Raw genomic sequence first — 25,853 nt, 5'->3', positions numbered from 1 at the left:
GAATCCATTAATGATGCGTGAGATCAGTTACCCACGGCTTGCACAATTCTGATCTGTTTTTCATCCGGGATTTCTTGGTAAGACAGTACCCGGAGATTAGGTATTGTGTTCTTCACAAATTTAGCCAACGTCGAGCGTAATACACCGGAAGTAAGCAGAACGGCAGGTTCGCCTTTCAGTTCTTGTTCCTGTGTCGCTTGGCTTAGTGAAGACTGCAATCGCTCAGCGAGTCCCGGTTCAATCCCCGCGGATTCGCCTCCTGATGCTTGCATAGTTTGATGCAATATTTGTTCCAGTTCGGGTACCAAAGTAATCACTGGTAGCTCAGGCTCTATACCATTGATTTCTTGAACAATTAGGCGTTTAAGACTAATTCGAACTGCTGCCGTCAATATGTCAGCTTCTTGACTCTTACTTGAGTACTCAGCCAAAGTTTGAACAATCGTGCGAATATCGCGGATTGGAATGGCCTCGTTTAACAAGTTTTGTAGGACTTTCACCACCACACCTAATGGTAATTGGTCAGGAACAAAGTTCTCGACCAACTTAGGCGCGCTGCGTCCCAACATTTCTAATAAATTCTCTACTTCTTCATGGCCAATTAGCTGTGATGCGTTGTTGGTCAATAGCTGGCTTAGGTGCGTCGCTAATACCGTTGATGAATCAACAACCGTATAACCCAGAGCCTGCGCGTGCTCTCGCTGATCTTCTCGGATCCATACGGCTTCCAGTCCAAAAGCAGGGTCAATGGTTGGCTCACCATCAATCATGCCATACACCTGACCTGGGTTAATCGCTAGCTCTTGATCCGGACGAATCTCTGCTTCGCCCACCGCAACCCCCATCAATGTAATTCGGTAACTGTTTGGGGTCAGCTCAAGATTGTCACGAATATGAACCGCTGGAATTAGGAACCCAAAATCTTGCGATAACTTTTTACGCACGCCTTTTACGCGCTCTAACAGTTCCCCACCTTGGTCTCTGTCCACCAAAGGGATTAAGCGATAACCGACTTCCAAGCCAATAATATCGACTGGCTGGACGTCATCCCAAGACAGTTCGCGCTGTGAGGAAGGTTCTGTACCTTCGTCTGCTGTTGCTGGTAAAGCGGGCTCTTTCGCTTTCTGCTTCTGCCGTTTGTCGATGAAATATGCCGCTGCACCGGCCGCGACTGCCAGGCTCAAAAACGCAAAGTGTGGCATGCCCGGTACGATGCCCATCACACCAAGAATAGCCGCAGTAATCATCAGCGCTTTTGGGTTGTCGAACATCTGGAAGACCAGTTGTTCCCCCATGTCTTCATCGGTGTTTTGGCGCGTCACCATCATTGCCGCTGCAATCGACAGCAATAGCGATGGGATTTGTGCGACCAAACCATCACCGATTGTCAGTAAGGTATAGATTTCAATCGCTTCACCGAAACCCAATCCATACTGCGCCATACCGATCGACAGACCGCCGACGATGTTGATAAACAGAATCAAAATACCGGCAATCGCGTCACCTTTTACGAACTTCGAGGCACCATCCATCGAGCCATAGAAATCCGCTTCTTTGGTCACTTCAAAACGACGAACTCTTGCCTGCTCTTGGTCTATCAATCCGGCATTCAAGTCGGCATCAATCGCCATTTGCTTACCCGGCAACGCATCAAGCGTAAAGCGAGCACTTACCTCAGAGATACGACCCGCACCTTTGGTCACCACCATAAAGTTGATGATCATTAAGATGAGGAAAACCACTAGGCCGACCGCGTAGTTACCACCAATAACGACGTTACCGAACGCCTCAATTACGTTACCTGCCGCATTACCGCCTTCATGACCATGCAGTAAGACGACACGAGTCGAGGCAACGTTCAAAGCCAAGCGGAGCAACGTGGCGATCAGCAATACCGTTGGAAAAGCAGCGAAGTCCAAAGGGCGACGTGTGTAAACGGTCACTAACAACACCACCATCGACAGCGCGATGTTAAAGGTGAAGAACATATCCAGCAAAAATGCTGGAATCGGCAGTACCACCATCGCTAGGGTGGCCAAAACCATCACCGGAGCACCAATAGCTGGCATTTCACGTTGAGGGATTCGTGGCAATTTATCTGCAAACGGCAGGCTTAACTTCATACTGCGAGAGATCTCAATCGATTGAAGCGTCACGTAAGCTCTTACTATTAATACGCGACCGCTTTAGCCTAAAAGTTTAGGTAGGGTTGATAATTAAAGCGTTTTAAGCAATCTATGTACCAGAATTAGCGCCAAAATAATGACTAAACACTCAAATAGAGCTTAGCTTTTGATCAAACAAGCTTTTTTAAGGCTTTACCGCTTTTCGTATCAATGGCGGTGTTCGGGTGGGATTGGCAAATCATAATCTTGAATTTTCGGGCGCTGTCCACCTCGTTTTCGGTATTGCTTTAATTGGAATACAAATGCCAAAACCTGAGCGACGGCAGTAAATAACCCATCGGGGATCTCTTGCTCGAGCTCTGTCGTGTGGTACAACGCACGAGCCAAAGGTGGTGCGGGCACAATCGTAATGTCATGTTCGCGGGCGACTTCTCGAATCTTCATCGCCATGTGGTCAGTACCTTTAGCGATTACGACTGGCGCACGGTCTGTCTTCTGCTTATAACGAAGCGCTACCGAGAAGTGCTCAGGGTTAGTAACAATAACATCAGCTTGAGGAACATCCGCCATCATTCGACGTTGAGCCGCTTCCCTTTGCAACATACGAATACGGCCTTTCACTTCCGGCTTACCTTCAGTCTCTTTGTATTCGTCTTTGACTTCTTGCTTGGTCATTTTTAACTGATCGGCGTGCTGCCAAATTTGAAATGGAATATCGATGGCAACCACAATCAATAGCGAGCAACTGATCAGCAAAATAAAGTTCAGCAAAATATCTAAAGCATGGAAGATGTTTTGCGGATACACATCCATGCTCAATTGAATCAGATCGGCCTGCGATGCTTGGATCAAATAGATGGCGACACCGGTGACCAGAACCACTTTAAGGATTGATTTGATCAACTCTACCCAGCTTTGCATGCCAACCATTCGCTTTAAGCCGCTAAGCGGATTCATTTTCGACAGCTTGGGCATGGCTGCTTGGGCAGAAAAACTGATTCCTCCCACACCTGCTGCTCCAATCATGGCGGCGGTAAACAATGTCGCTAACACCAAAAATAGTGGGAACAACAAATCACTCATCGCGCCCAAAGCGATATCAAACAGTTTTGCAGTATCGAAAATCTCTTCTCGTTGAAGATCAAATAAACGGCTCATGATGGAAAACAATGAACGTGCTAACGCCTCGCCAAACCACATCAATGAAATGGCGCCAACGATCAGCACAGATGCTGATGCAAGCTCTTTAGATCGAGCGACCTGCCCCTTTTCTCTGGCTTGTTGTAACCGTCGGGGCGTGGCTTCTTCGGTGCGTTCCTGACCGTCTGATTCTGCCAAATCTTAGCACTCCAAGCGAATAAGCCGACAAATCTGCGCCTCACCCACTGTCCAGAACATTTCATAATGACTGTATAGACCAGCCAGTATGTACCAACAAAGTAATAGACCCACCATCAAAGCAAAAGCAAAACCAAGCGAGAAGATATTCAGCTGTGGTGCGGCACGGGTCATTACACCAAACGACAAGTTAATGGTCAGTAGTGCAATAATGCCGGATAGAGACATACTCAATGCCGTTTGGAACATAATACCAAGCCAGCCTGCCATTTCACGGAAATCAACCGCGTTGAGCGAGCCGGAGCCAATCGGCAAAGTTTTAAAACTGAACACCACCAATTGCAGCATTTTTAAGTGTCCATCGGTGGCAAGGAAAAACATTGTCGTTAAGAACATGAATAACTGGCCAAGCAATGGCGTGTTCTGACCATTTGCGGGATCAACCATAGAAGCAAAGCCCAAACTTGATTGCATACCCAATATTTGACCAAGTAGGACAAAGGTTTGAATCATAAATTGAGTAACCATACCCATCGCTATGCCGATGATTATTTGCTCGGCAATGGTCATGAAGCCACGAAACGAGAGTAGCTCAATGTCTTGAGGTACGGCGGGGATGGCTGGCATGACAGCGAAAGTGATGGCTAAACCGAGGTAAAGGCGGATTCTTGGCGAAACAAATCGGGCCCCGGTTACTGTCATCACCATCAACATGGATGAGATACGAACATAGGGCCAGAAGTAGTTTGCGATCCAATCTAAGACAACGCTAGTGGGGTACTCCATAGGCGCCTCTAATAAAGCACCTGAGGTAAGCGTTCAATCAAGCCATAGAAATATTCCATCAACATTTGCGTCATCCAATGCCCAAACAGCATCAGGGCCAAAAGCGTGACAATCAAACGCGGTAAGAAGCTCAACGTTTGTTCGTTGATGGATGTCGCAGCTTGAAAAATCGCGACTACAAGGCCGATAAGCAAGCTTGGGATGATAATAGCGCAGACCATGATAAGCACCATCCAAAGTGCTTCACGGAAAAGCTCGACAAACATTTCTGGTGTCATGTCTTATCCTCTATCTGCGCTTATCTAAAGGGCAAAGCTGCCCGCAAGTGTCGAGAGTATCAAGTTCCAACCATCGACCAATACGAACAACATCAACTTGAACGGCAACGAAACAATCATTGGTGACAACATCATCATACCCATTGCCATCAGTACCGAAGCGACTACAAGGTCAATAATCAAAAACGGCAAGAAGAGCATAAAGCCAATTTGGAATGCAGTTTTTAGCTCTGAGGTGATAAAAGCCGGAATCAACACCGCCATCGACACATCTTCTGGATTCTCGACTTGCTCTCCAGACATGGTTACGAACGTCTCCAAATCTTTGATTCGGGTCTGCTTAAGCATAAATGCTTTCATTGGCGCTTGTGCTGCATCAAACGCTTCTCGCGCCGTAACTTGCTCGTTCAAATAAGGCTGAACAGCTTTGTCGTTGATTTCGTTCAGGACAGGAGACATAACAAAAAAGGTCAAAAACAGCGCAATACCAATAATAACCTGATTAGAAGGCGTTTGTTGCAAACCCATTGCCTGACGCAATATCGACATCACCACCACAATTCGAGTGAACGAGGTCATCAGAATCACCATGGCAGGCAAGAAGCCAAGCATGGTCATTAACGCTAAAATTTGTAGTGTAACCGAGTAGTCTTCACTGCCATCAGGGTTCGTGGTCATGGTGAATGCTGGAATACCACCGCCACTAGAAACGGACATAGCACGGCTAGCACCAGTATCACTTTGCATAGCCTGAACTGTAACACTACTTCCATCGGCTAAGTTATCTGGCAGCGCTGACTCCTCTGCCTCAGCAAAGGTAAATGAAGAAAACAGCACGCCGACAAAAAGTAACAACGTACTCAGGAGCAAACGAATTGGATTACCCTTTGTCATGTTTTTTGATCAGCTGGCTAAATTGAGTCGCAAAAGCATTGGTCGCCAACTCTTCCTCTTTCAGTGGCTTATCTAACTTGGCTAAAGTTTGGATCGATTGGCTAGTAATCCCAACCAAAAACTGTTCTTCACCCACTTGAACTACTGCGATTCTTTCTTTTGTACCCACTGGCAACTGACTCACTATACGCAAGCCCTTTTGTTGTCCCATCGCTGGCACTTGCATACGTTTCAGCAACCAAGCCAGCAAAAGAATCACGCCGATTACAAGCACAAGCGAGCCAAGTGTCGTCGCAAGATCCAGATTATTTGGTGCGGCAGCAAATGCATAAGGAGCACTTAGCATTAAGCTCAGTGCTCCAGTGATTTGCTTCAATCGCATTTTGATTGAACGACTCATCTTAACGCAGCTTCTTAATTCGTTCAGTTTGGCTGATCACATCCGTCAAACGGATACCAAACTTATCGTTGACGACCACGACTTCGCCGTGAGCAATCAAAGTACCGTTAACCAATACGTCGAGCGACTCACCGGCTAGACGATCCAACTCAACAACCGAACCTTGGTTAAGCTGCAACAGGTTCCGAATGCTAATTTGAGAACGACCGACTTCCATCGAAATCGTCACCGGGATATCCATAATAGTGTCGAGTTTACGACGCTCATCTTCGCTAATTGGGCTTGAAGTGTCTTTTAGCTCTTCCAGTGGCGCAGCCAATACTTCATCTACGTCTACAGAAGGGGCAGACGGGTCTTCGCCAAGAGCGGCTGCCCATTCGTCTGCTAGCTTTTGATCGTCACTTGGTTCCATTTTTCTATCCTGTGTTACGCCTTACTCATGCCATAGCATGTCTATTTAATAAGGTATCTTAATGGTCTATATCGTCTTCACTCTCAAGCTCGGACATGATGTCTTTACCTAAGAAAGCTAAATCTGTTTTGACGACATGTGGGCGCTCAATTTCCTCAGAAATTTGCACCGCTAATTTGTCTTCCGAACGACCCATTTTTACGCGATAGGTCGGTAGGTCTTCTACAAACATCGTCGCATGTTCTGGCATTTCAATCGGGATGATATCGCCAGGTTGCAGCTCCATGAGGTCACGCAAAGAAATGTCTTTTTCGAGCAAGTTGACGCGGAAGTTAACCGGACAATCCATGATCTCTTCACGTAGTGCTGAGCTCCAGCGAACGTCCGTTTCCATCTTGTCGGACTGAACACCTGCATCCAATAGTTCACGGATAGGCTCAACCATGGAGTAAGGCATAACGACATGAAAATCGCCGCCACCGCCGTCAACTTCTATATGGAAGGAACTCACGACAATCACTTCTGTCGGGCTGACAATGTTTGCCATACTTGGGTTTACTTCAGAGTCGAGATATTCGAACTCTACCCCCATCACTGGAGACCACGCTTCTTTATAATCTTCAAATACAATTTTCAGTAACAACTGAATGATGCGGCGTTCCGTTGGGGTAAATTCACGGCCTTCGATTTTGGCGTGGAATCGACCATCACCGCCAAAGAAGTTTTCTACCAGAATAAAGACTAAACGAGCCTCCATGGTGATCAACGCAGTGCCTTTTAACGGACGAAAACGCACCATGTTCAAACTGGTTGGCACGTACAATGTGTTCTGGTATTCACCAAACTTCATCATCTGCACGCCATTGATCGACACCTCTGCCGTTTTACGCAGCATATTAAACAGACTAATACGCATGTGCCGTGCAAAGCGCTCGTTGATAAGTTCGAGCGTCGGCATTCGACCACGTACGATCCTGTCTTGCGACGAGAAATCAAAATTGACGGCACCCTCAGTGTCGTTTTCTATCGGTTCATCGACGTCATCAACATCGTCAACCCCATGCAATAGCGCATCAATTTCGTCTTGGCTTAATAGATCGGTCACGTTTTACCTATTGAATAACAAAATCTGTAAACAGTACTTTTTCAATCACTGGCTTACCGACCGCAGCATTCAGCGCTGCTTTGATATCTTCGGAAGCACGATCGCGCAATTCCACTCGTCCTGTAGGAGAGCGCAATTGATCAACCGTCGCGGAAGCAAACGTTGATAGCATAGAGCTTTCAATCAGTGGCGAATGATACCGCGCTAACTCTTCATTTTCTGCACCGCGAACCATTAACTGCGCTTTAATTTGAACCAACCTATCGCGGCTATCCCCAGTAACGTTAAATACAAATGCCTGAGGAAGATTCACATACGCGATGGGCGCAGCATCCGATGCCTTCACTTGAGCCTGTTGAGACGATTCAGCCTGAGCAGGTTCATCAGAGCCCATTAGAAAAAATGCCGCTGCCCCGCCACCAAGTAGTAATACTACAACAGCGATGATGATGATAAGTAACTTGCTTTTTCCTTTCGGCGCATCGGCCCCTTGTAACTGTTCTTCTGCCATTCTTGTCTCTTATTGTTCTTTTGAGTTACCAAGACGTTTTAGTAAGTTGCTTGGTAACCGTATTCCATTGCCGTTAAACGGCCTTTTATGCGTAAAAACTAATTCCATCACGCTTTGAAGCGACATTCAAATCCAGATTGACATCAGATTCAAAACCCTCTTCGGACTGTCCAGAGAAACCGCCACTTTGCGCGCTTTGAGCATGTTGTTCAGCAGTATACCTACCTTGCTGTTGCCCACTGTTTTGTTGTTGGACGGAAGAATCAGCCAGCTGCATACCTTGTTGCGCTAGCATTTCTCTCAAACGAGGGAGCGTCTGTTCAATAATGTCACGAGCTTGCGGGTTGTTCACTGTAAAATGTACATTGGCAACGTCATTATTCATGGTCATACGAATTTGCATACGACCTAACTCTGGTGGATCAAGACGAATATCGAGATTTTTCAGATTCTTCGACATCATCATTTGCACTTTTTCCGCAACTTGCTCGTTGGCTAGCTCTTTAGTTAGTTGCATCGGAAGCTGAGCTTGTTGTGCAGCATCAATACGCGCTTGTTGCTGCACATTAATTCCTTGCTGACCTGCCATAGCCTGAAGCTGTCCAGCGAAGCCATGTTGGAGGTCCGGCTTATCTTGTTTATCCGCAGTCGCCTTTAGCGCACCAGTCGCCAATGCTGCGTTCATCACTTTCTGGCTAATCTCTCCGTCTTTCACACCCTGAAGCGACGTCGGCACTTGCGCGGCTATCAACATATCGGGCGTTGGAGATAATGCGACTTTATCTCCACTATGAGCAGTTTGTGGCTGGGGTACTTGAGCCGCTGTATGCTGGATTTGCTGAGACACTGCCATAGCTCCAGCCTGGCGAGTTAAATTATGTTGTACTTGTTGCTCTGCGAGAATCTGTTTAATGTCATTAGGGAGCGCAACAAATTGGGCAAGGTCTTGCTCAGGAATATCCGCCGTGATCCTTCCTTGTTTCAACCCTTCAATGATCTGAGCTTCTTGCTGAGTCAGTGGTTTTCCTTGCGCCAACTTAGTATCTATAACTTCAAGTTCATCCAAGGAGACTCGTGGAAGCGCGTCGATGTTGGAACCATCAACGTCTGTTAACAACGGCGACAGATCATTAGCTACTTCACCACTGACTGCGCTCTTAGCCGTCGGATGGCTGGCTTGTTTCGCTAGCTCTTGCCAAGCAGCAAACTCAGGCGAAAGTTTGTCGACATCGATAGGTTGACCATTCTTATCTAAAATTGGCTCTAAGTCTTGTCCTGGGATCATCTGTGCTTGTTCAAGCGAATGAACTGATGGCGTTTCATTCAAAGCCAGCTCATCAAGGTGTTTCGAAACGGTTGCTTGCTCGTGGAACGAATGCACTAAATTCGCGCTCTGAGGCAAAACTTTGCCACTATCGATGGATGCATTACTCGCATTCAGGGTTTGATTCGCTTGTTCAATTCGACCAAGAAGCTGTTGTCCTTCGCCCATCGTGCTTTTTACGTCCACTGTATTTGATGGGTTGCTCGTATCGATTGATGTTGATTTCACTTTTTCAATAGCTTCAACATCATTCTCCAAAGGTGTGCTGTTACTCGCCTTTTGTAAACTTGCTTCTTCACTTAAGGTTGCATTCGGTTTGTTTGCTGATATTTCATCAAAATCATGGGTCCCGTCACTGACGGATTCTTGGCTTTCTTGCGCCAACAATTCGTCCGAGACGTTAGCAGAAGAAGTACTGCCTACATCCGCTCTTTCTTTTTCTTCAACCACTGTCGATTCTGTTGCTACTTTTTCGGGCTTTTGTTTACCAGCAAATGCATCGGTTAACGTTTCTAAAAATCCCTTGCTCTCAGTGCTCTCTGCGGACGCTTTAGCGGACACATCAGAAACTGGCGTCTTGGTAGTCGCAGATACATGGGACAAATTCACACTCATTTAGAAACTCTCGTTCTCGTGGCTCTGAGCGTATCGCTGACAGACAGCAATACTGGCGGCAAACAAAGGTCAAAAAGACCCGACACTGACAGCTAAAATGCAAAAATCACACCACAATATTGAGCCAATTCTCGGTAAGCTAATAGATGGCATGTTTATGGAACAAACATCAACAGTACTATCCGAGAACCTGGTTCCTAACATGATGTACAGCTACTTGATTGACTTTGAAAAACGATAAGCGTAAACAGACATTTGACTTAACAATTAAGGAATCACTTTGAAGATCACAGAATTACGCCAATATAGAATCAGAGCAGGCAAAACAGAACAGTGGCTAAGTTGGATGAAGGAAGAACTGTTGCCCTATCAACGCTCACAAGGCATGCGTGTACTGAATACTTACGTCCACACTGGTGATGATGGACATGACTATTTTGTTTGGCTTAGAGAGTTCGACAATGAACAAGCACGCCAGGCTCTCTACGAAAAAACATACAACGAGTGGTGGGTTCGCGAGATTCGACCGAAGGTATTTGAGCTAATTGAACAAGACTCAATCAAAGTTACCTTACTTGAATCGGTAGAGATGTAGTCAACTGCAACACCGTAATGCAATATCGAACCGATAACGTTTAGAAACGATGTGGTTTTCGACTATAAAGTAAGGTGGAAAACTCGTCCATTTGCTTTTGTTCGCGCTTAGCTTCAGCAAGTTGTTTCTCTTTTTCGCGTTTATCTATCATCCACTCATAGGATTTGCGTTCTTTACGCACGGTTAACCAATATTCTTTACAGTTTTCAACCTGCTCTTTGAAATGACTTTCTGCTTGCTTTTGCTTAGATAAAGTTTCATCTAGCTGGGTAAGGAATCGATTTAAGTGTCCATATTGACTTGCCGTTAGGCCCGCCTGACCACGGTCGACGAGTTGCTGGCAATAATCAAGCCGATACTTTTCAATTTGTTCAACCTGACGGTAATAATCTTCGAGTTCAGAACGCGCTTTGTTCAGTGCAAGCACAGCTTGGTCTTCACGATCCTTAGTTTGCTCAAGTAGAAACTCCATCGCATTATTCACGCGCTATCACCCACCCAAAATGTTTCTAAGCATATTGACGCACATATCGTATGGCACCGATTCTTTCATGCTCTGCTGCAAGTATTCGTCTAACTTCGGTTTCAAAGTAAATGCGCCATCAATAGCAGGATCGGTACCCGGTTTGTACGCTCCAATCGAGACCAAATCTTGATTCTTGCGACAAATAGACAAGACCTGTCGCACCGCTTTTGACATCAGAACGTGCTCTTCGGTCGTGATTTGCGGCATAACACGGCTCACCGACTTCTCGACATCAATCGCCGGATAATGGCCTGCATCCGCCATTTCACGAGAAAGTACAATATGGCCATCAAGAATAGCTCGCGATGCGTCCGCTATCGGATCTTGCAAATCATCCCCTTCGGTCAACACGGTAAAGAACGCCGTAATCGAGCCTTGCTCGGCACTTCCATTACCCGCTCGCTCAACCAGCGCTGGCAGCTTGGCAAATACAGAAGGCGGGTAACCTTTCGTCGCTGGCGGCTCACCAACAGAAAGTGCGATTTCACGCTGTGCTTGTGCAAAACGAGTCAACGAGTCCATCAATAGCAGAACATCTAACCCTTGGTCCCGGAAGTATTCAGCAATCGTTAATGCCGTTTGGCACCCCTTTAAGCGCATTAGAGGTGAAGCATCGGCAGGCGCCGCGACCACCACTGAGTGGCGACGACCGTCCTCACCCAAGATCTCTTCGATGAATTCTTTAACTTCACGTCCACGCTCACCTATCAGGCCGACGACCACAACCTGTGCGGTGGTACCTCGCGTCATCATGCCAAGCGTGACCGATTTACCCACACCAGAACCTGCAAACAGACCGATACGCTGACCTTTACCGACCGTCAACAAACCATTGATAGCTTTTAGGCCAACATCGAGCGGTTCAGAAATTGGCTTTCGAGCCAATGGGTTGATTGGTTCGGCATTAAAAGAGGCACGGTGATCGGTATACAAAGGGCCAAGTCCATCAAGTGGATTCCCAACCCCGTCTATAACGCGCCCAAGTAACTCCATGCCGACAGGCAAACCAGCGTCACTGGTTAAAGGGGTGACTCTCGCGCCAGGTAAAATGCCCGTAATTTGTTCGCTTGGCATTAAAAATAGGTTGTCACCTGAAAAGCCGACAACCTCGGCTTCCATCTGACCTGACATGGTTTCCACTAAGCATAAACTGCCAATTGGTGCGCGACAGCCGGTTGCTTCCAACGTTAACCCAACCACACGCACCAGTTTGCCAGAGGCGACAGGGCGCGTCGTAAGGCCTTCAACTTTGTAGCTTTTTAAGCGGTCAGCGAGTGCTTGCATGGATTACTCACCCTCTTGATGACGGTTTGCGCCACAAAAGCGGTGCAATACGCTTTTGACGCGTTCTTCCATGCGATAATTAATGCTTGATTCGCCGGCTTCAATCTGGACATCACCTCGATTGAGCGATGGCTCAGCAACTAACGTCCAGTTGCGACAATTAAGGTCTTCTTCACCATAAGCTGAACGAATAATCGCGACATCTTCTGGATTCAGGTGCAAGGTAATAGGGTGGCCTGATATTGGTAGCGCTTCAACCGACTGCTTCACTGTATCTAAAATAATTTGAGGGTTGGTTTGTACTTCAACGTGCACCACTTCTTTGACTAAGCAGAGCACCATATCCACCAGCTGCTTTTCAACCTGAGCATTCATCAACTCCAAAGGTTGAGCAAACTGATTGGCCAAGTTCATAAAGGTTTCAACTTGCTGCTGAATGTATTCTTGCCCTGCAGTCACCCCTTCAGCTTTTCCGAGCTCAAGACCTTCAGCATGGCCGGCTTGCAACCCTTCTTCTTTACCTTTGTCGTAACCTTGCTTAAAGCCAGCTTCCTGACCTTGATGTAAGCCTTCTTGATAAGCACCTTGCTTAATCAGTTCAATTTGTTCTTCGGTTAGCGCAAGTGGCTGCTCTTCTTCAGGCTCATCAAAATTCGGCACCCATCCCGGGTCATAGTTGAACGCGGTTTGTTTTGCTTGTTTGGCTTTAGGCTCGCCATAATCAGGCAGCCCCCAACGTTGGGGTTCGATCATCGAATCATCTTCATCAGGACGGATAAATCCACGTTTTCTATCGCCAGCCATGGGTTACCTATTGTGTGTTCGATTAAGAAGTGAGGGTGCTCCGCAATAGGATAATTGCGAAGCAATAGAAATTATAAGAATTCGTCAGCACCGCCAGATAGCATAAGCTCACCAGCATCCGCCATTCGACGGGCAATTGCTAAGATTTCTTTCTGAGCGGCTTCTACATCTGCCACTCGTACTGGCGGCATCGCTTCTATGTCATCACGCATCATATCAGCAGCACGTTTAGACATGTTCTTGAAGACTTTCTCACGTAACGAGTCATCTGCACCTTTGAGTGCTTTTTGCAACACGTCTTGTGGTACGTCACGCAGCAACTTCTGAATACCTTGGTCGTCCACCTCGACTAAGTTTTCGAAGACAAACATTAGGTCTTGGATTTGCGTCGCCATGTCTTCGTCCTGATCGCGAATTTGTTCCATCAACAAACCTTCGACGTTGTTGTCTAGGTAGTTCATGATCTCCGCTGCTGCTTTCAGGCCGCCAATTTTGGCTGCTTGTGCACCCGCTTGACCCGCGAACTGTTTCTCCATGATTTCGTTCAGCTCTGCCAATGCTGATGGCTGAACTTCTTCAAGGTTGGCAATACGCATCATCAGATCCAAACGCACGCGCTCAGGGAACTGAGACAAAATCTCTGCAGATTGGTCTGCTTCTAAATAAGACAGTACGATAGTTTGAATCTGTGGGTGTTCATTGACAATAATGCTCGCCACTTGGCGTGGGTCCATCCATTTCAAAGAATCCAAGCCTTTTGAGCCCGTACCAAGTAGGATCTGGTCAACTAAGTTGTTGGCTTTGTCTTCACCAAGAGCGGCAACCAGTGCATTACGCATAAAGTCTTCGCTGCCCATACCAATGTTGGTGTATTTCTGGATATCCTCCAAAAACGCACGATGAACAGCAGATACCTTGTCTTGGCTGAGATCCTTCGCGCGAGCCATCGCACTACCAACACGCTGAACCTGTTTTGGTTCTAGGTGACGGATAATGCCAGCTGCATCTTGTTCATTAAGGCTCAGTAGCAAAATTGCCGCTTTTTCTTCGCCAGTAATGGTTGAAACATCCAGCTCTACTGGCATTCCCGCGGCGTTGTCATCTTGAGGTACGATATCGTTAGCCATTGTCATTCATCCAGTTTTTCACTACTTGAGCAGCCAGTTCAGGTTCATTCGCAACCAGAGCGCGAACCGCTTTCAATACATCTTCATCTTTATGAAGGTTTGGCAAATCAATACTTGAGCCAAACTCGAACAGTTCGCTGCTTTCGATGTCACTGCCAATCAAGCTAGTTTCACCATCCGCACCAATCGGCAAGCCGTCTGGTCCGTACATTTCGTCTTCATCATCGCTGGTAGGGTTAAGCAATTTCTTCATTGCTGGGCGAACCAGAACCAACACAACCACAATAATCACTAATGCACTTGCGAACCAACGAACCCAATCACTGAAGTTAGGGTGCTCCCAAATTGGTGGTTCTTCTAGCTGCTCAGCCTCTGGCTCAGCAAACTTTACACTCAATACATTCAGTAAATCGCCACGACCTTGATCAAAGCCAACGGTACCAATTAATACTTGGCGAATGGCATTGATTTCAGATTCGGACATTGGGGTATAAGTCACTTCACCCGTATCAGGGTTAACTTGACGACGGTCTTTAATCGCAACAGAAACGGTCTGACGAGCCACCGTCCCGGTCTGCTTTCGCTCGTGGCTGATGGTGGTATCTAGCTCAAAGTTACGCGTGGACTCTTTACGAACTGAACCCTGCCCCATGACAGAACCATCTTTCATTTGAGCCACATCTTGCGGAATTGAGGCATCCGCTGGAGGCTGATTACTCAACGCACCCGGAATACCCGCTACCATGTTACCGTTATTGTAATCTTCGAGTGCGTACTCACTGCGGGTCGCAGGGGTGTTTGGATCAAAGCGTTTGCGGGTTTGTTCAACCGCACTGAAGTCCATTTGGATATCAACCTGCGCCGTATAGTTGCCATAACCTAAAATCGGTAATAGTACGGAATCAATTTTTTCGCGCAGCGCTTGCTCTTGGCTGCGTTCTAATTCTTGTTCTTTGCGTCGCGCCGCAGAAGCAGGATCTTGGGAGCCTGAGCTGAGTAAGCGGCCATGCTGATCTGTGACGGTAATTCGAGAAGTTTTCATTCCCGGCACGGCACTCGCTACCATGTCGACAATAGAATCCACTTCTTGCTGCTTAAGGTTCGTGCCTGTCGACAATGTCAAAAATACCGACGCAGACGCTTCTTGGTTATGACGCACAAACACGCTGTGCTTTGGCAGTGCCAATAACACTCGTGCTTTGCGAACTTGCTTCATTTCTTCAATTGCTTGAGCCAATTGGCGCTCTCGACTGAGTTTGAGACGCTCTTGCTCGAGACGTTGTGAAACACCAAAACCCATGTCTTGCAGCAAAATATCATCGCCTGCTTCTGTAGCTTGGTTAACGCCGGAACGAACCATGCCAAGTTTGATCGAGTTGTACTCACTCGATTCAACAGAAACAGTATTGCCATCAAGCTTATAATTGATTTTCTGCTGGTCCAGATAATCCAGAACGGGGATCAATTCTTCGGTCTCATACGCACCAAGTGGGCGCATTTCCGGTTCTTTGACCCAAAAGAACAGCATCACGATCAATGCAACACAGATGGATATCGACAGCACAAGCACAACCTGACGAAGTAAATCGAGGTCGCCCACTGCCATATCGAATTTTGACGCACTACGCTCCTCTAGATCTGGATTTTGACTCTCCACATCCACATCGGAACTTGCTACCAGTGCACCATCTGAGCCGCCTTCAGTGACGGTTAAATCTGTAGACTTGTCTGCCACACTTATTACCTAAATTACACTGGCATGTTCATGAGGTCTTTATATGCCTCAACGAGTTTATTGCGAATTTGAACCGTCGCATCAAAAGCGACACTAGACTTGTTACGAGCGATCATAACGTCAGAAAGGGATACATCGGCATCACCACGATCAAAACGGGTTTGTAAATCACCAGATGCTTTTTGAAGTGTGTTCACGTTATTGATGGCTTTAGTTAGGAGATCGTTAAAATCCGCTCCAACTTTCGCCCCACTTGCAGTAGGAGCCGTATTGGTTGCTTCTACCATCATGGCGCGCATTTCTGCCTGAATACCATCAATTTTCATTAGCACCTCTAAGCCAAAAGATTGACTATTAACAAAACTGATTATTGACACAGCAATTAACGTGCCATAAGACATTAGCAATCAATTTACTTACACTTTTCGTCTTATGGCCGTTGTCTGTGTTAATTCGGGATATCTATACCAGCATCACGCATTTTGGCAAGCTTATAGCGCAAGGTTCGAGGGCTTATACCCAGTTTCTCCGCCATTTCTTTGCGTCGACCATTACACTCAACCAAAGTCTCCAAAATAATGGCGTATTCTTGATCGCGCAGCTCGCTGCCTAAGCCTTCTCCACCAGTTACTGGGCGGCTGACACTCTCAGCTTGAGCAACTGGCTTAACATTGGGCACGACCATATCTGCATTTTGCACCACGTGTTGCAAGCTATTGGCATCTTGCCAATCTACGCCCTCGAGCAAAATGTGCTCTGCATCGATGTCGCCATTTTCACTTAATATCAGCGCTCGTTGAACCACGTTATCCAATTCACGAACATTACCCGGCCAAGGGTATTGCAATAGTTTTTCTAACGCAACGGTCGAGAATTGAGGCACTGGCATGCCCATTTTGCTGCAATGACGCTCAGCAAGATGCTTGGCAAGCGGTGCAATATCGCCTTTACGTTCTTTAAGTGCAGGCCACGCAATTGGGAATACATTCAGGCGGTAATATAAGTCCTCTCTGAAGTTTCCTTCTGACACGTATTGCTTAAGATCACGGTTACTCGTCGCTAACACACGAACATCTAACTTGATGCTTTTGCGACTGCCTAGGCGCTCTACTTCTCGCTCTTGCAAAACACGCAACAACTTCGCTTGCAGGTTCAAGTCCATCTCACTGATTTCATCAAGTAAGATTGTGCCACCTTGTGCTTGTTCGAACTTTCCTGGGCATGCCTGAACAGCACCAGTAAATGCGCCCTTTTCATAGCCAAACAGTGTTGCTTCGAGCATATTGTCAGGAATCGCGGCACAGTTAATTGCGACAAAAGGACCATTTTTACGATTTGACACGTTGTGAATATAGCGCGACATCACTTCTTTACCTGAGCCACTAGGACCTAGCACCATAACATTCGCATCTGTACGTGCCACTTTATCGGCCAACGCAAGTAGACGCAGACTTTTTTCATCTGCCACGACCGCGTCACCATTGTCATCGCTTTTGATCGGTGCATATCGACTGACCATGTTCAGCAATACTTCTGGTGCAAATGGTTTCGCCATGTAGTCAATCGCGCCGTCTTTCATTGCCGACACGGCATCTTCAATATTGGCGTACGCCGTCATTAGCAATACTGGTAAGTTAGGCCAATTCTGCTTGATGCTTTTGAGCAGAGCTAAACCACCCATACCCGCCATTTGCACATCAGAAACGACGATATCAACCGTATTCGATTTCAGCTTTAACAGTGCATCTTCAGCACAGTCCGCTTCCAACCACTCATACCCTGCCAGAGCCAGAGTATCGACTAGGGCTTCACGAAGACCTTCATCGTCTTCTACGATCAGCACTTTGCTTTGCGCCATTATGATTCTCCAGAAATTGTTATTACCAAAAGCCGCTTATTGCGCTTCTGTTTGCACTCGCTCTAGCGGAATGCACATGGTGAAGCAGGCTCCATCACCCTGCTCTGAAATAAGTTCCAATCGACCGTCATGGGCACGGCAAACCATTTGAACAACTGCCAACCCTAATCCAGTTCCTTGAGAACGTGTGGTAAAAAATGGCTCCATGATTTTGGCTTGCAGTTCTTCGGGCACACCCGGTCCGCTGTCTTGCACAGAAATGCGTAACTCACCATTTACCGGGCGGAAAAAAATATCGACTTGCGATTCTTTACCAGACATTTGAATCGCATTCATGACCAGATTACTTAATGCAGATGCAATGGCGTTCGCATTGCCTAGTAGCTCAGTTTGTTCTTCTTCCACTTCTAGGCAGTAATCAATACTGTTGTTTTTTAGCGCGGTTTCGACCATCGGCTGATATTCCGCTACCAACTGGGCAATCGTAAATGGCTTAATGACTTTATTATCACCACCTTTAGCAAAAAGCAGCATATCATTAACCTGCTTTTCCAAATCGTGCAGTCGATCCATTAATTTGGTTTGGAAGCGATCTTTTGTCGCTGGAGGAAGATTTGGCGCTCCCAAATTGGATGCATATAACATAGCGCTCGACAGCGGCGTTCTTACTTGGTGAGCAAGCGACGCAACCATACGTCCTAACGACGATAAGCGCTGTAAATCACTGACACGAGCTTGAAGTAAACGGGTTTCGGTTAAATCGGTAATCAGGATCAATTGACCTGTTGTGGACGCCGAGATGGCGAGTCGAACTTTACGGCCATTACGTAATGAAACTTCGTGGCCATCATCTTCACGTGGGTCAAACACCGCCTGGATAACGTTGAACCATTTTTCGTTAACCAGTGGAATCTCAAGAATTCGGTGCGCTTCTGGATTTGCTTCACGGACTACTCCGTACGTATCGAGCAAAATCACTCCAGCAGGCATCACATCGAGCACCTGTTTGTAGCGCTCAACCTGATTCTCTACGGAATCTAAATGGGATTGATTGGTGTTGTTATCCATTACTGCCTGTCGAAATATCGCCGCTAAAACTAAAATAGCTTGGTAAGCAATTAGCGTACCAAGCTATTTTTCATATTTATCAGGACGTTAAGCTATCGACAATAAGTTGACACTCAGAGATAACGGTTTTGGATGCCAGAAAAGCGATGTTAACCAGCCCAAGTGATTATTCAGATATCGTCTTAAAACTTCACTTTACCTAGCGCTGTAAGTTGTACTTACGCATTTTTTCCACCAGCGTAGTACGTCGCATACCCAGCATGTCGGCCGCTCTTGCAACAACGCCACCCTGCGCTTCTAATGCTTGGCTGATCATATTAACTTCTAAATCAGCCAGCAGCTCTTTCAAATTAACCCCTTCCGGTGGCAGCGCTTGCGGGGCGTTCATGCTGTGATCAAGGTCGTCTTGATCTTCAAAGCTAAAATCTTCAGAGAAGATATCTTGGAATACATCACGCTCTTGCTCTTCCACCGAAACAAATGGATTGCTCTCTGGTTGGAACTCTGGGATGTCACTGTAGCGATATTTGGTTGGTAGATGGTTTACATCCACCAAGCTATTTGGATACAGAATAATCATTCGCTCAACAAGATTAGCCAACTCGCGTACGTTGCCCGGCCAGTTATGCTCCATCAGTGAGTTGATTGCACGAGGTGTAAAGCAGATAGGTTGTCCGCCTTCCGCCTCTAAACGTGTCATCAGTTCTTGCAGCAGCAATGGTATATCTTGTTTGCGCTCTTTCAGCGCTGGCATCTCAATTGGAAACACGTTCAGACGATAGAACAAGTCTTCTCGGAACGTGCCTTCTTCAATCATATTTTCTAGATTACGGTGTGTCGCCGCCACAACTCGAACATTTACCTTGATGGTACTATTGCCACCTACACGTTCAAAGCAGCGTTCTTGCAATACACGAAGCAACTTTACTTGCATCGACATTGGCATATCGCCAATCTCATCAAGAAAGATAGTGCCACCATCTGCGAGCTCAAATCGACCTTTACGGGCAGTTAACGCACCAGTAAACGCGCCTTTTTCGTGACCAAATAATTCGCTTTCTAGGAGCTCAGGCGGTATTGCACCACAGTTAATAGGTACAAATGCGCCATCGCGGTATGAAGAATGATAGTGGATGTTACGCGCAACAACTTCTTTACCCGTACCGGACTCACCTAAGATCAACACGTTTGCTTCTGTGTTTGATACTTGCTCAATCAGGTGTCGAACTTCTTGAATACCTCTACTTTGACCAACTAAGCTGCGAAAAAGCGTGTTTTTGCGTGCACTAGCAACAACATTCACTCCTTTTCGCCCCAGAAAATCTTTGCAGTGGCGTAACGCTTCACTAAGCTGTGGGTAATTAAGCGGCAGCTCTAGTTCACCAACAAAATTTGGAAGATCATCAACAGGCAAAGGAAAACGGCCCATGACTAGAAGAGGGATGTGGTAAGCGCTGTTTAAATGAGAGATAACCGTACTCGCCGCTTGACCTGCTGGAATATTACCAACAATACAGCACGACCATACGCTAGACCAATCAACATCGCTGAGCTGATCAGAACTGACCGCTTCGCAATTTTCTCCAACAAATTCCAATATATTGCTTAAATTTAAACGACTTGATGCGTCATCATCAATTACAAGCAGCTTTGCCAAACCATGCATAAGTAAGAATGATTGCCTTTATTTTAGGTGCGTTGCGGCCAAACCTTGATTTGCGCAATTGGGTGCTAAAGAAGGCAGAACCACCACACTCAATTTACGATAGACAAAATAGGAAAATCAGCAACAAAAAAGCCATTAGGGCTACTAATGGCTTCTATTTTATTTGAATATAAAAATAAGGCAACCAAGCAATGGAGAGGTGTGAGCTTGATAGAAACTTTGCTACACAACTCGTTGCGCAATTGACAAATATATTCGTCTAGTATCTTAACGCATTGTTTTGACTATTAAATACCAACTTCAGCAGCGGTAAGATTATGAAACTCTGTTGGGATTTGGTCCCAAGCGGACTTGATCTCACGGATAATGTCGATAACGTCATCGATCAGCTGAGGCTCATTTTGATGGTTAGCAGCAGAAATTTGCGTGATCATAAACTCATACAGTGAATCTAAGTTTGAAGCAATATCACCACCGTCATCCATAGATAGACAGCTGCGTAGCGCGATAATGATGTCTAACGCTTTACCCAAGCGCTCACCTTTTGCTGGAATATTGCCTGCTTGCATGGCTGCTTTACCTTGAATAAGGCGCTCAATCGCACCAGCCATAAGCATTTGAATGACTTTGTGCGGAGAAGCCGCGCTAAGCTGGCTGTCGACTGATACCTTTTTGTATGCTTGCAAAGAACCGCGCATAGTAATCCTCTTTTAAATAAATTTTTTGTACTGCTGAAGTGAACGCTGGCCATAACGAAACTTATGGAGCTCTTTTCCGACCTTTGACGTTTCCGATTGCATCAGCTCGACAATTCTTTTGGTACGAGTTAGCAATGCTTGCCACTCTGCATCCTGCTTAACCAAAGGATTTTGATGAATAATTGGTAACAGGTTTTGCAATAACCGTTCCCTGATATCGACCAAGCGAAGAATTTCTTCAGCATTAAAATCAATTTTTTCTAATTCTTGCGTAATTAGTTGATCTATATCACTAATTTCCATGAGTTCTTTTTGCATTTATTAACCCAACGCACTCATCAAAGCGCCCAACTGGCCCTGCATTTTACCGGTCGCATCTTGCATCGCGGTAAACTTCGCATGAGTACGCTTCTCTAGGCTTTCCATGCGGCGATCTAATGCCGCTTGATCGTCACTCAAACGGTAATTTTGTTCTGTGAGACTTTTTTCTCGAGTACGAATACTGCCTGTAATACCTGTGATACCGTGAATCGCATCTTCTACTCGTTTAGCAAAACCTGTGTTGCCACCGAAGAACTTTTCTAACTCGTTGAAGTTATTGTTCAACTGGCGATCTAGCATGTCATAGTTGATTTCTAGGGTGCCTTGACGTGTGGTCGTAATGCCAAATTCTGTTAAGGACTTTAGGTTTTCAGGCGCCTTATCGATTCGAGTAGAAAAGACCGATTTTAATCGTGAATCTGCACTGCGTACGGTGCTGTCACCTGACAACGGCCCTTTTTGACCAGTTACCGGATCCACACTCGCCAACGCTTGGGAGGTTTGATAAAACGAGTTATACGCTGCCACAAAGTTTTCGATATCGTTGCGTACACTTTGACGGTCGTACTCGACACCAATTTCAGCAGGCGGTTTATTCGGTTCTGATTTGCCTTTTAGTGTTAAATCAACACCTTCGATCGCATCTTCAATCACATTGTTGTGGCTAGATAGCTTTGCCACGCCATCAAGCAGAACTTCTGAATCTTGCCCTGCTTGTACTTCTGTCATCCCAAGGTATTCTTCAAAAGCAGATTGTGCCTTTGCGATTTTCGCTTCTGCTTCATCAATTTTTTCCAGACGCTCACGTTCTTGAGGATCAAGTTTAGCGCGATGAATTTGCTTAGCTTGCGCTTCGGAAAGTTCACCACGTGCCACTTTTTCGTCTAACGCTTGCTTTTCACTCGCAATTTTTTGCTCGATTTCCGCTTTTTCTTGCTCAAGAAGCTGCTTAGCCTCTTTCGTCGTAACGTAAGAATCGGTTAGGGTGCCCGATGCGGCATTATTCCAGCCTGGTACATCTGGTGCCTTCTCTATTGCCTTTTCGTCGAGTTCAAGCTCTGGTTCTTCATAAGAGTCCAACAAAGTACCTGACGCAGTTTCTGTCCACCCTGGAATTCTGTCTTCAGGGCGTAAACTCGCGCGTCGGTTGGCTTCATCAATGGCTTCTTGACCAGCTTTGGCTGCTTCTGCACCCGCCGCAGAGATTGGCGCTTGCGATGCATCATCTTGTACATCGTCTGCCGCTTTTTGCTCTTCTGGAGGTAGAGGATTGCCGTTTGCATCCAGCTCTTCTGCTGGTTGTTCCGGAAATTTAAGAGGACCTAAGACATCTTCCGCCGCTGAACGAGCTTCTTCAAGCGCGTTGACGCGGTCTTCAAGTGTTTGGTATTCGAAATATTTAAGAGGGTTGCCTTTTTCTGCCTCCACACTGACTCTGATTTGATGATCCTTACCAGAGAGGTTAGAAGCAAGGATAAGGCGTGGACCTTCGACGTCGTTAATAAGAGATGCACGAACGCCAGGGTTATCTTTAGCGCCATTGATGCCACGTACGACATCGATGAGCTTAGATCGGGAACGAACATCGATATTAAAACGCTCATCACCAAGCGAAATCTGCAGCTTACCAGGGCCAAATTTTGCGTCTTCTGGCAATACGTCAGAAGCGACTTTATGGCTCTGAGCAAGCTGCAACACATCGATAGCATATTTGCCAGCGATAGCATCTGTGGTTGCCGTGGCAGATACAATATTGTCATTGGTCGTTTCGACGGTGCGAACGGCAAATGCTTTCTCCTGACGAAAGTTCGCCATGAGATTTTTCATCGTATCCAATGATTCTCTGAGTCGTCCGTAAGCACTGATACTGGCATTAATTGTCGTGCGTTCGTTGTCGATGCGTTGCTGCTTTGGTACGCGTTCGGCATCCACAATTTTGCTGACCATGGAATTAATATCCATGCCGCCAGACATCCCCAAAGGGCCTAAACTCATCAAATCACCTCTAAAAACGACTTACACTTTTTCAGTCAACAACCCGCTGTTGGCTGTGTGCTCAGCTAGGCGACGCAATACCACTAGCATTTCTTCATCAGGAATTTGACGAATCACGTCACCGGTATTGGCTTCATAAATCGTCACCACATCTCGTCCGGATTCTTCATCCACTCGAAATGCGACTCCTTTGTTTATGGACGTGACAAATTCATTCATTTGCGCGACCAATTTTTCACGTTCTTCTTTGTTCAGTTCTTGACGGCTTTCAGCCATCTCGAGCGCAGCTTGAACAGAGAAATCGTATTCGGTGTTTTTCGCTTTTTGCGGCGAAATCTCACCATTTGAATTTGCTGGGCTAGACGTGCCTATATCATTGCCATTTTTATTTGCAAACTTTGTGCCATTTGGCGTGCCGTAAGGCTGGATGTTCGATGCGTAGGAGGATATATCCATTACAATCTCCCTTCCACCTTATGGGCTAACGATAGAACCTATCGCTTTGGTGCCCCAGCACTAAGGTGTTGACCTCAGGCTGGGTTTACCACTTAGCCCAACAAGCTTAGCGCTGCAGATGGAGACTGCTTCGCTTGAGCCAGGATTGAAGTACTTGCTTGCTGAAGAATTTGCGACTTAGTCATCGCAGTGGTTTCCTTCGCGTAATCAGTATCTTTAATACGGCTTTTAGACGCGTTAACGTTCTCGTTAATGTTGTCTAGGTTGCTGATTGCGTGGTTGAAGCGGTTTTGGAAAGCACCGAGTGAAGCTCGTTGGCTGTCTACGGACTTAAGAGCGCCGTCGATAACCGCTACTGCTTCTTGAGAGCCAGCTACTGTGGTTACGTCGATGTCTTTCACTGTTACGTCTTTCGGACCACCAAAGCCGATCTCGTCTGCTAGGTTGCCAGAAAACTCAACATCACCTTCAACTTTTTGAGAAGAAGCAAATACTTGTAGTTTGCCATCTTCGCCAACAGAGGCTTTTACATCATCGTTTTGACCGTTGATGTATGTCGCTAGCTGTTCAATATCATCGCCTTGCTTAGCGCTGATTGATAGCTCTTTCTCTTCACCCTGCTTGTTGGTGTAGCTCATTTTGAACTCTGTTTTCTCACCAACAGTCCAAGATGCGTCTTTACCCTCTTCTGCTGCGTAGCTCTTACCACCCATTGCTGAAGTGTCTGAGCGTAGGTTACCCATAGAAAGCATCACTGCTTCACCTGAGTCCGCACCGATTTGGAAAGATTGAGTACCGTAAGTACCGTTTAGAAGCTTGTTACCACCGAAAGAGGTAGTTTCAGCAATACGGTTTAGCTCGTCGTTTAGCGCTGTTACTTCTTCTTGGATCGCTACACGTTCTGCTTTTGAGTTAGAACCGTTCGCAGATTGAAGCGAAAGATCACGCATACGTTGTAGGATGTTGGTAGATTCATTCATTGCACCTTCAGCAACCTGTGCAATAGAAATACCGTCGTTTGCGTTTTTCACTGCCATGTCTAGGCCACGGCTTTGTGCATTCAAGCGGTTTGAAATCTGTAGACCTGCAGCATCGTCTTTCGCGCTATTGATTTTATAACCCGAAGACAAACGCTCCATTGATTTTTGTTGACCGTCAGCTGCCTGGTTTAGGTAACGCTGTGCAGTCATCGCAGAAACGTTAGTATTAACGTTAATCGCCATAATTGATCTCCTTAAGGCTTTAGTGAATGTACCGTCGTGTCTCTCACCTCACTTAGGTACATCTCATTTCTCTCAGTCCCTTTAACGGCGACGTATGCATATCCTTTAGGAGAAATTTTCAATTTTTTGCGATTATTTTCTTTGGCTTACTGAAATGTGATGAAGCTCTAATGTCGTGATTCGCAGAAATCCTGGGGCCCCAAAAGACAGAAAAAAACCCAGCCGAAGCTGGGTTTACTCGCTCATCTCTCACCACGAGCCAATGAGGTTCTCGTCTTAGGTTTGAAATTAACCTAGCAGACTTAGCGCTGAGTTTGGCGCTTGTTTCGCTTGCGCAAGGATTGAGCTTGACGCTTGCGATAGAATTTGTGACTTGGTCATTTGAGTCGTTTCTTTCGCGAAGTCAGTATCTTTGATACGGCTCTTCGACGCATTCACGTTCTCGTTAATGTTGTCCAAGTTGCTGATTGCATGGTTGAAACGGTTCTGGAATGCACCCAGCTCTGCGCGGTGGCTGTCTACGTATTTCAGTGCCGCATCGATGATAGCAACAGATTCTTGTGCGCCACCGACTGAGGTTACGTCAATAGTATCTACCGTCACTTTTTTACCTTCGCCCAAACCTAGCTCACCAGATAGGCCGCCTGAAAACTCGACTTCGCCTTCGACTTTGTTGTTGCCAGCAAAGATTTGCAGTTTACCGTCTTG

At 46.3% G+C, this 25,853-nt stretch carries 27 protein-coding genes; 2 read left to right on the top strand and 25 right to left on the bottom strand.

From position 1 onward, the window contains the following. Positions 1-23 precede the first annotated feature (23 nt). From flhA to R7M72_RS02355, 10 genes are all read right to left on the bottom strand, one after another. Positions 24-2,123 (bottom strand): flagellar biosynthesis protein FlhA, encoded by a 2,100-nt coding sequence (flhA, locus tag R7M72_RS02400; RefSeq protein WP_025767170.1) that lies wholly within the window; start codon positions 2,121-2,123, stop codon positions 24-26. A gap of 210 nt (positions 2,124-2,333) precedes the next feature. Then, the gene (flhB, locus tag R7M72_RS02395; protein WP_005380490.1) at positions 2,334-3,464 is read right to left on the bottom strand and encodes a flagellar biosynthesis protein FlhB; all 1,131 of its coding nucleotides are present in this window, start codon (positions 3,462-3,464) and stop codon (positions 2,334-2,336) included. Positions 3,465-3,467: 3 nt separating this feature from the next. Further along, a complete protein-coding gene (fliR, locus tag R7M72_RS02390) occupies positions 3,468-4,250 on the bottom strand; it encodes a flagellar biosynthetic protein FliR (RefSeq protein WP_005380489.1) in 783 nt (260 codons plus the stop codon). Between the two features lie 8 nt (positions 4,251-4,258). After that, a complete protein-coding gene (fliQ, locus tag R7M72_RS02385) occupies positions 4,259-4,528 on the bottom strand; it encodes a flagellar biosynthesis protein FliQ (RefSeq protein ID WP_005380488.1) in 270 nt (89 codons plus the stop codon). 24 nt (positions 4,529-4,552) lie between these two features. Further along, complete coding sequence (gene fliP, locus R7M72_RS02380; protein ID WP_005380487.1) at positions 4,553-5,422, bottom strand: flagellar type III secretion system pore protein FliP; 870 nt, start codon at positions 5,420-5,422, stop codon at positions 4,553-4,555. After that, positions 5,409-5,822, bottom strand: coding sequence for a flagellar biosynthetic protein FliO (gene fliO, locus R7M72_RS02375; RefSeq protein WP_005380480.1), 414 nt, complete (start codon positions 5,820-5,822; stop codon positions 5,409-5,411). The genes fliP and fliO overlap by 14 nt, the downstream gene beginning before the upstream one ends. A 1-nt stretch (position 5,823) precedes the next feature. After that, entirely contained in the window at positions 5,824-6,234 is a 411-nt protein-coding gene (gene fliN, locus R7M72_RS02370; RefSeq protein WP_005380479.1) for a flagellar motor switch protein FliN, read from the bottom strand. A 58-nt stretch (positions 6,235-6,292) separates the two neighbouring features. Beyond that, positions 6,293-7,339 carry a flagellar motor switch protein FliM gene (gene fliM, locus R7M72_RS02365; RefSeq protein WP_005380478.1) on the bottom strand — a complete coding sequence of 349 codons (1,047 nt, stop codon included), beginning with the start codon at positions 7,337-7,339 and terminating at the stop codon, positions 6,293-6,295. Positions 7,340-7,346: 7 nt separating this feature from the next. Further along, the gene (gene fliL, locus R7M72_RS02360; protein WP_005380477.1) at positions 7,347-7,850 is read right to left on the bottom strand and encodes a flagellar basal body-associated protein FliL; all 504 of its coding nucleotides are present in this window, start codon (positions 7,848-7,850) and stop codon (positions 7,347-7,349) included. An 85-nt stretch (positions 7,851-7,935) separates the two neighbouring features. Further along, entirely contained in the window at positions 7,936-9,789 is a 1,854-nt protein-coding gene (locus R7M72_RS02355; protein ID WP_318056017.1) for a flagellar hook-length control protein FliK, read from the bottom strand. A 97-nt stretch (positions 9,790-9,886) separates the two neighbouring features. On the opposite strand from R7M72_RS02355, the gene R7M72_RS02350 reads away from it, so the two are divergent. Beyond that, positions 9,887-10,030, top strand: a complete 144-nt coding sequence (locus R7M72_RS02350) for a hypothetical protein (RefSeq protein ID WP_005394314.1) — start codon at positions 9,887-9,889, stop codon at positions 10,028-10,030. A gap of 39 nt (positions 10,031-10,069) precedes the next feature. Beyond that, complete coding sequence (locus R7M72_RS02345) at positions 10,070-10,384, top strand: NIPSNAP family protein (protein ID WP_005380475.1); 315 nt, start codon at positions 10,070-10,072, stop codon at positions 10,382-10,384. Positions 10,385-10,424: 40 nt separating this feature from the next. Here the strand turns inward: R7M72_RS02345 and fliJ are convergent, their stop codons facing one another. The 15 genes from fliJ to R7M72_RS02270 all read right to left on the bottom strand — a co-directional run. Further along, a complete protein-coding gene (gene fliJ / locus R7M72_RS02340; RefSeq protein ID WP_005380474.1) occupies positions 10,425-10,868 on the bottom strand; it encodes a flagellar export protein FliJ in 444 nt (147 codons plus the stop codon). 6 nt (positions 10,869-10,874) lie between these two features. Beyond that, positions 10,875-12,194 carry a flagellar protein export ATPase FliI gene (fliI, locus tag R7M72_RS02335; RefSeq protein WP_318056016.1) on the bottom strand — a complete coding sequence of 440 codons (1,320 nt, stop codon included), beginning with the start codon at positions 12,192-12,194 and terminating at the stop codon, positions 10,875-10,877. Positions 12,195-12,197: 3 nt separating this feature from the next. Next, the gene (fliH, locus tag R7M72_RS02330; protein ID WP_213973470.1) at positions 12,198-12,998 is read right to left on the bottom strand and encodes a flagellar assembly protein FliH; all 801 of its coding nucleotides are present in this window, start codon (positions 12,996-12,998) and stop codon (positions 12,198-12,200) included. Between the two features lie 71 nt (positions 12,999-13,069). Beyond that, positions 13,070-14,125 carry a flagellar motor switch protein FliG gene (gene fliG / locus R7M72_RS02325; protein WP_005380470.1) on the bottom strand — a complete coding sequence of 352 codons (1,056 nt, stop codon included), beginning with the start codon at positions 14,123-14,125 and terminating at the stop codon, positions 13,070-13,072. Then, positions 14,118-15,860 carry a flagellar basal-body MS-ring/collar protein FliF gene (gene fliF, locus R7M72_RS02320; RefSeq protein WP_005380462.1) on the bottom strand — a complete coding sequence of 581 codons (1,743 nt, stop codon included), beginning with the start codon at positions 15,858-15,860 and terminating at the stop codon, positions 14,118-14,120. Before fliF ends, fliG begins: the two co-directional genes overlap by 8 nt. A gap of 14 nt (positions 15,861-15,874) precedes the next feature. Beyond that, complete coding sequence (fliE, locus tag R7M72_RS02315; protein WP_005384482.1) at positions 15,875-16,186, bottom strand: flagellar hook-basal body complex protein FliE; 312 nt, start codon at positions 16,184-16,186, stop codon at positions 15,875-15,877. Between the two features lie 122 nt (positions 16,187-16,308). Then, positions 16,309-17,718, bottom strand: a complete 1,410-nt coding sequence (locus R7M72_RS02310) for a sigma-54-dependent transcriptional regulator (RefSeq protein WP_238855104.1) — start codon at positions 17,716-17,718, stop codon at positions 16,309-16,311. A 36-nt stretch (positions 17,719-17,754) separates the two neighbouring features. Beyond that, positions 17,755-18,786 carry a sensor histidine kinase gene (locus tag R7M72_RS02305; RefSeq protein WP_005380459.1) on the bottom strand — a complete coding sequence of 344 codons (1,032 nt, stop codon included), beginning with the start codon at positions 18,784-18,786 and terminating at the stop codon, positions 17,755-17,757. A 199-nt stretch (positions 18,787-18,985) separates the two neighbouring features. Beyond that, a complete protein-coding gene (locus R7M72_RS02300; RefSeq protein WP_005384490.1) occupies positions 18,986-20,452 on the bottom strand; it encodes a sigma-54 dependent transcriptional regulator in 1,467 nt (488 codons plus the stop codon). A gap of 287 nt (positions 20,453-20,739) precedes the next feature. Beyond that, on the bottom strand, positions 20,740-21,150 hold the full coding sequence (gene fliS / locus R7M72_RS02295; protein ID WP_005380457.1) for a flagellar export chaperone FliS: 411 nt from the start codon (positions 21,148-21,150) through the stop codon (positions 20,740-20,742). A gap of 12 nt (positions 21,151-21,162) precedes the next feature. Then, a complete protein-coding gene (locus R7M72_RS02290) occupies positions 21,163-21,468 on the bottom strand; it encodes a flagellar protein FliT (RefSeq protein WP_005380456.1) in 306 nt (101 codons plus the stop codon). A 3-nt stretch (positions 21,469-21,471) separates the two neighbouring features. After that, positions 21,472-23,466: a flagellar filament capping protein FliD gene (fliD, locus tag R7M72_RS02285; RefSeq protein WP_047102855.1), complete on the bottom strand. Its 1,995-nt coding sequence runs from the start codon at positions 23,464-23,466 to the stop codon at positions 21,472-21,474. Positions 23,467-23,487: 21 nt separating this feature from the next. Beyond that, a complete protein-coding gene (flaG, locus tag R7M72_RS02280) occupies positions 23,488-23,922 on the bottom strand; it encodes a flagellar protein FlaG (protein WP_005380451.1) in 435 nt (144 codons plus the stop codon). Between the two features lie 92 nt (positions 23,923-24,014). Beyond that, positions 24,015-25,145: a flagellin gene (locus R7M72_RS02275; RefSeq protein WP_005380449.1), complete on the bottom strand. Its 1,131-nt coding sequence runs from the start codon at positions 25,143-25,145 to the stop codon at positions 24,015-24,017. Positions 25,146-25,433: 288 nt separating this feature from the next. Continuing rightward, positions 25,434-25,853: flagellin (locus R7M72_RS02270; RefSeq protein ID WP_318056015.1), on the bottom strand; the 420-nt coding region annotated here is incomplete at its 5' end.

It is taken from the genome of Vibrio sp. YT-18 (assembly GCF_033337345.1).
Classification (GTDB): domain Bacteria; phylum Pseudomonadota; class Gammaproteobacteria; order Enterobacterales; family Vibrionaceae; genus Vibrio; species Vibrio alginolyticus.
This window is presented reverse-complemented; position numbering and strand designations above follow the sequence as displayed.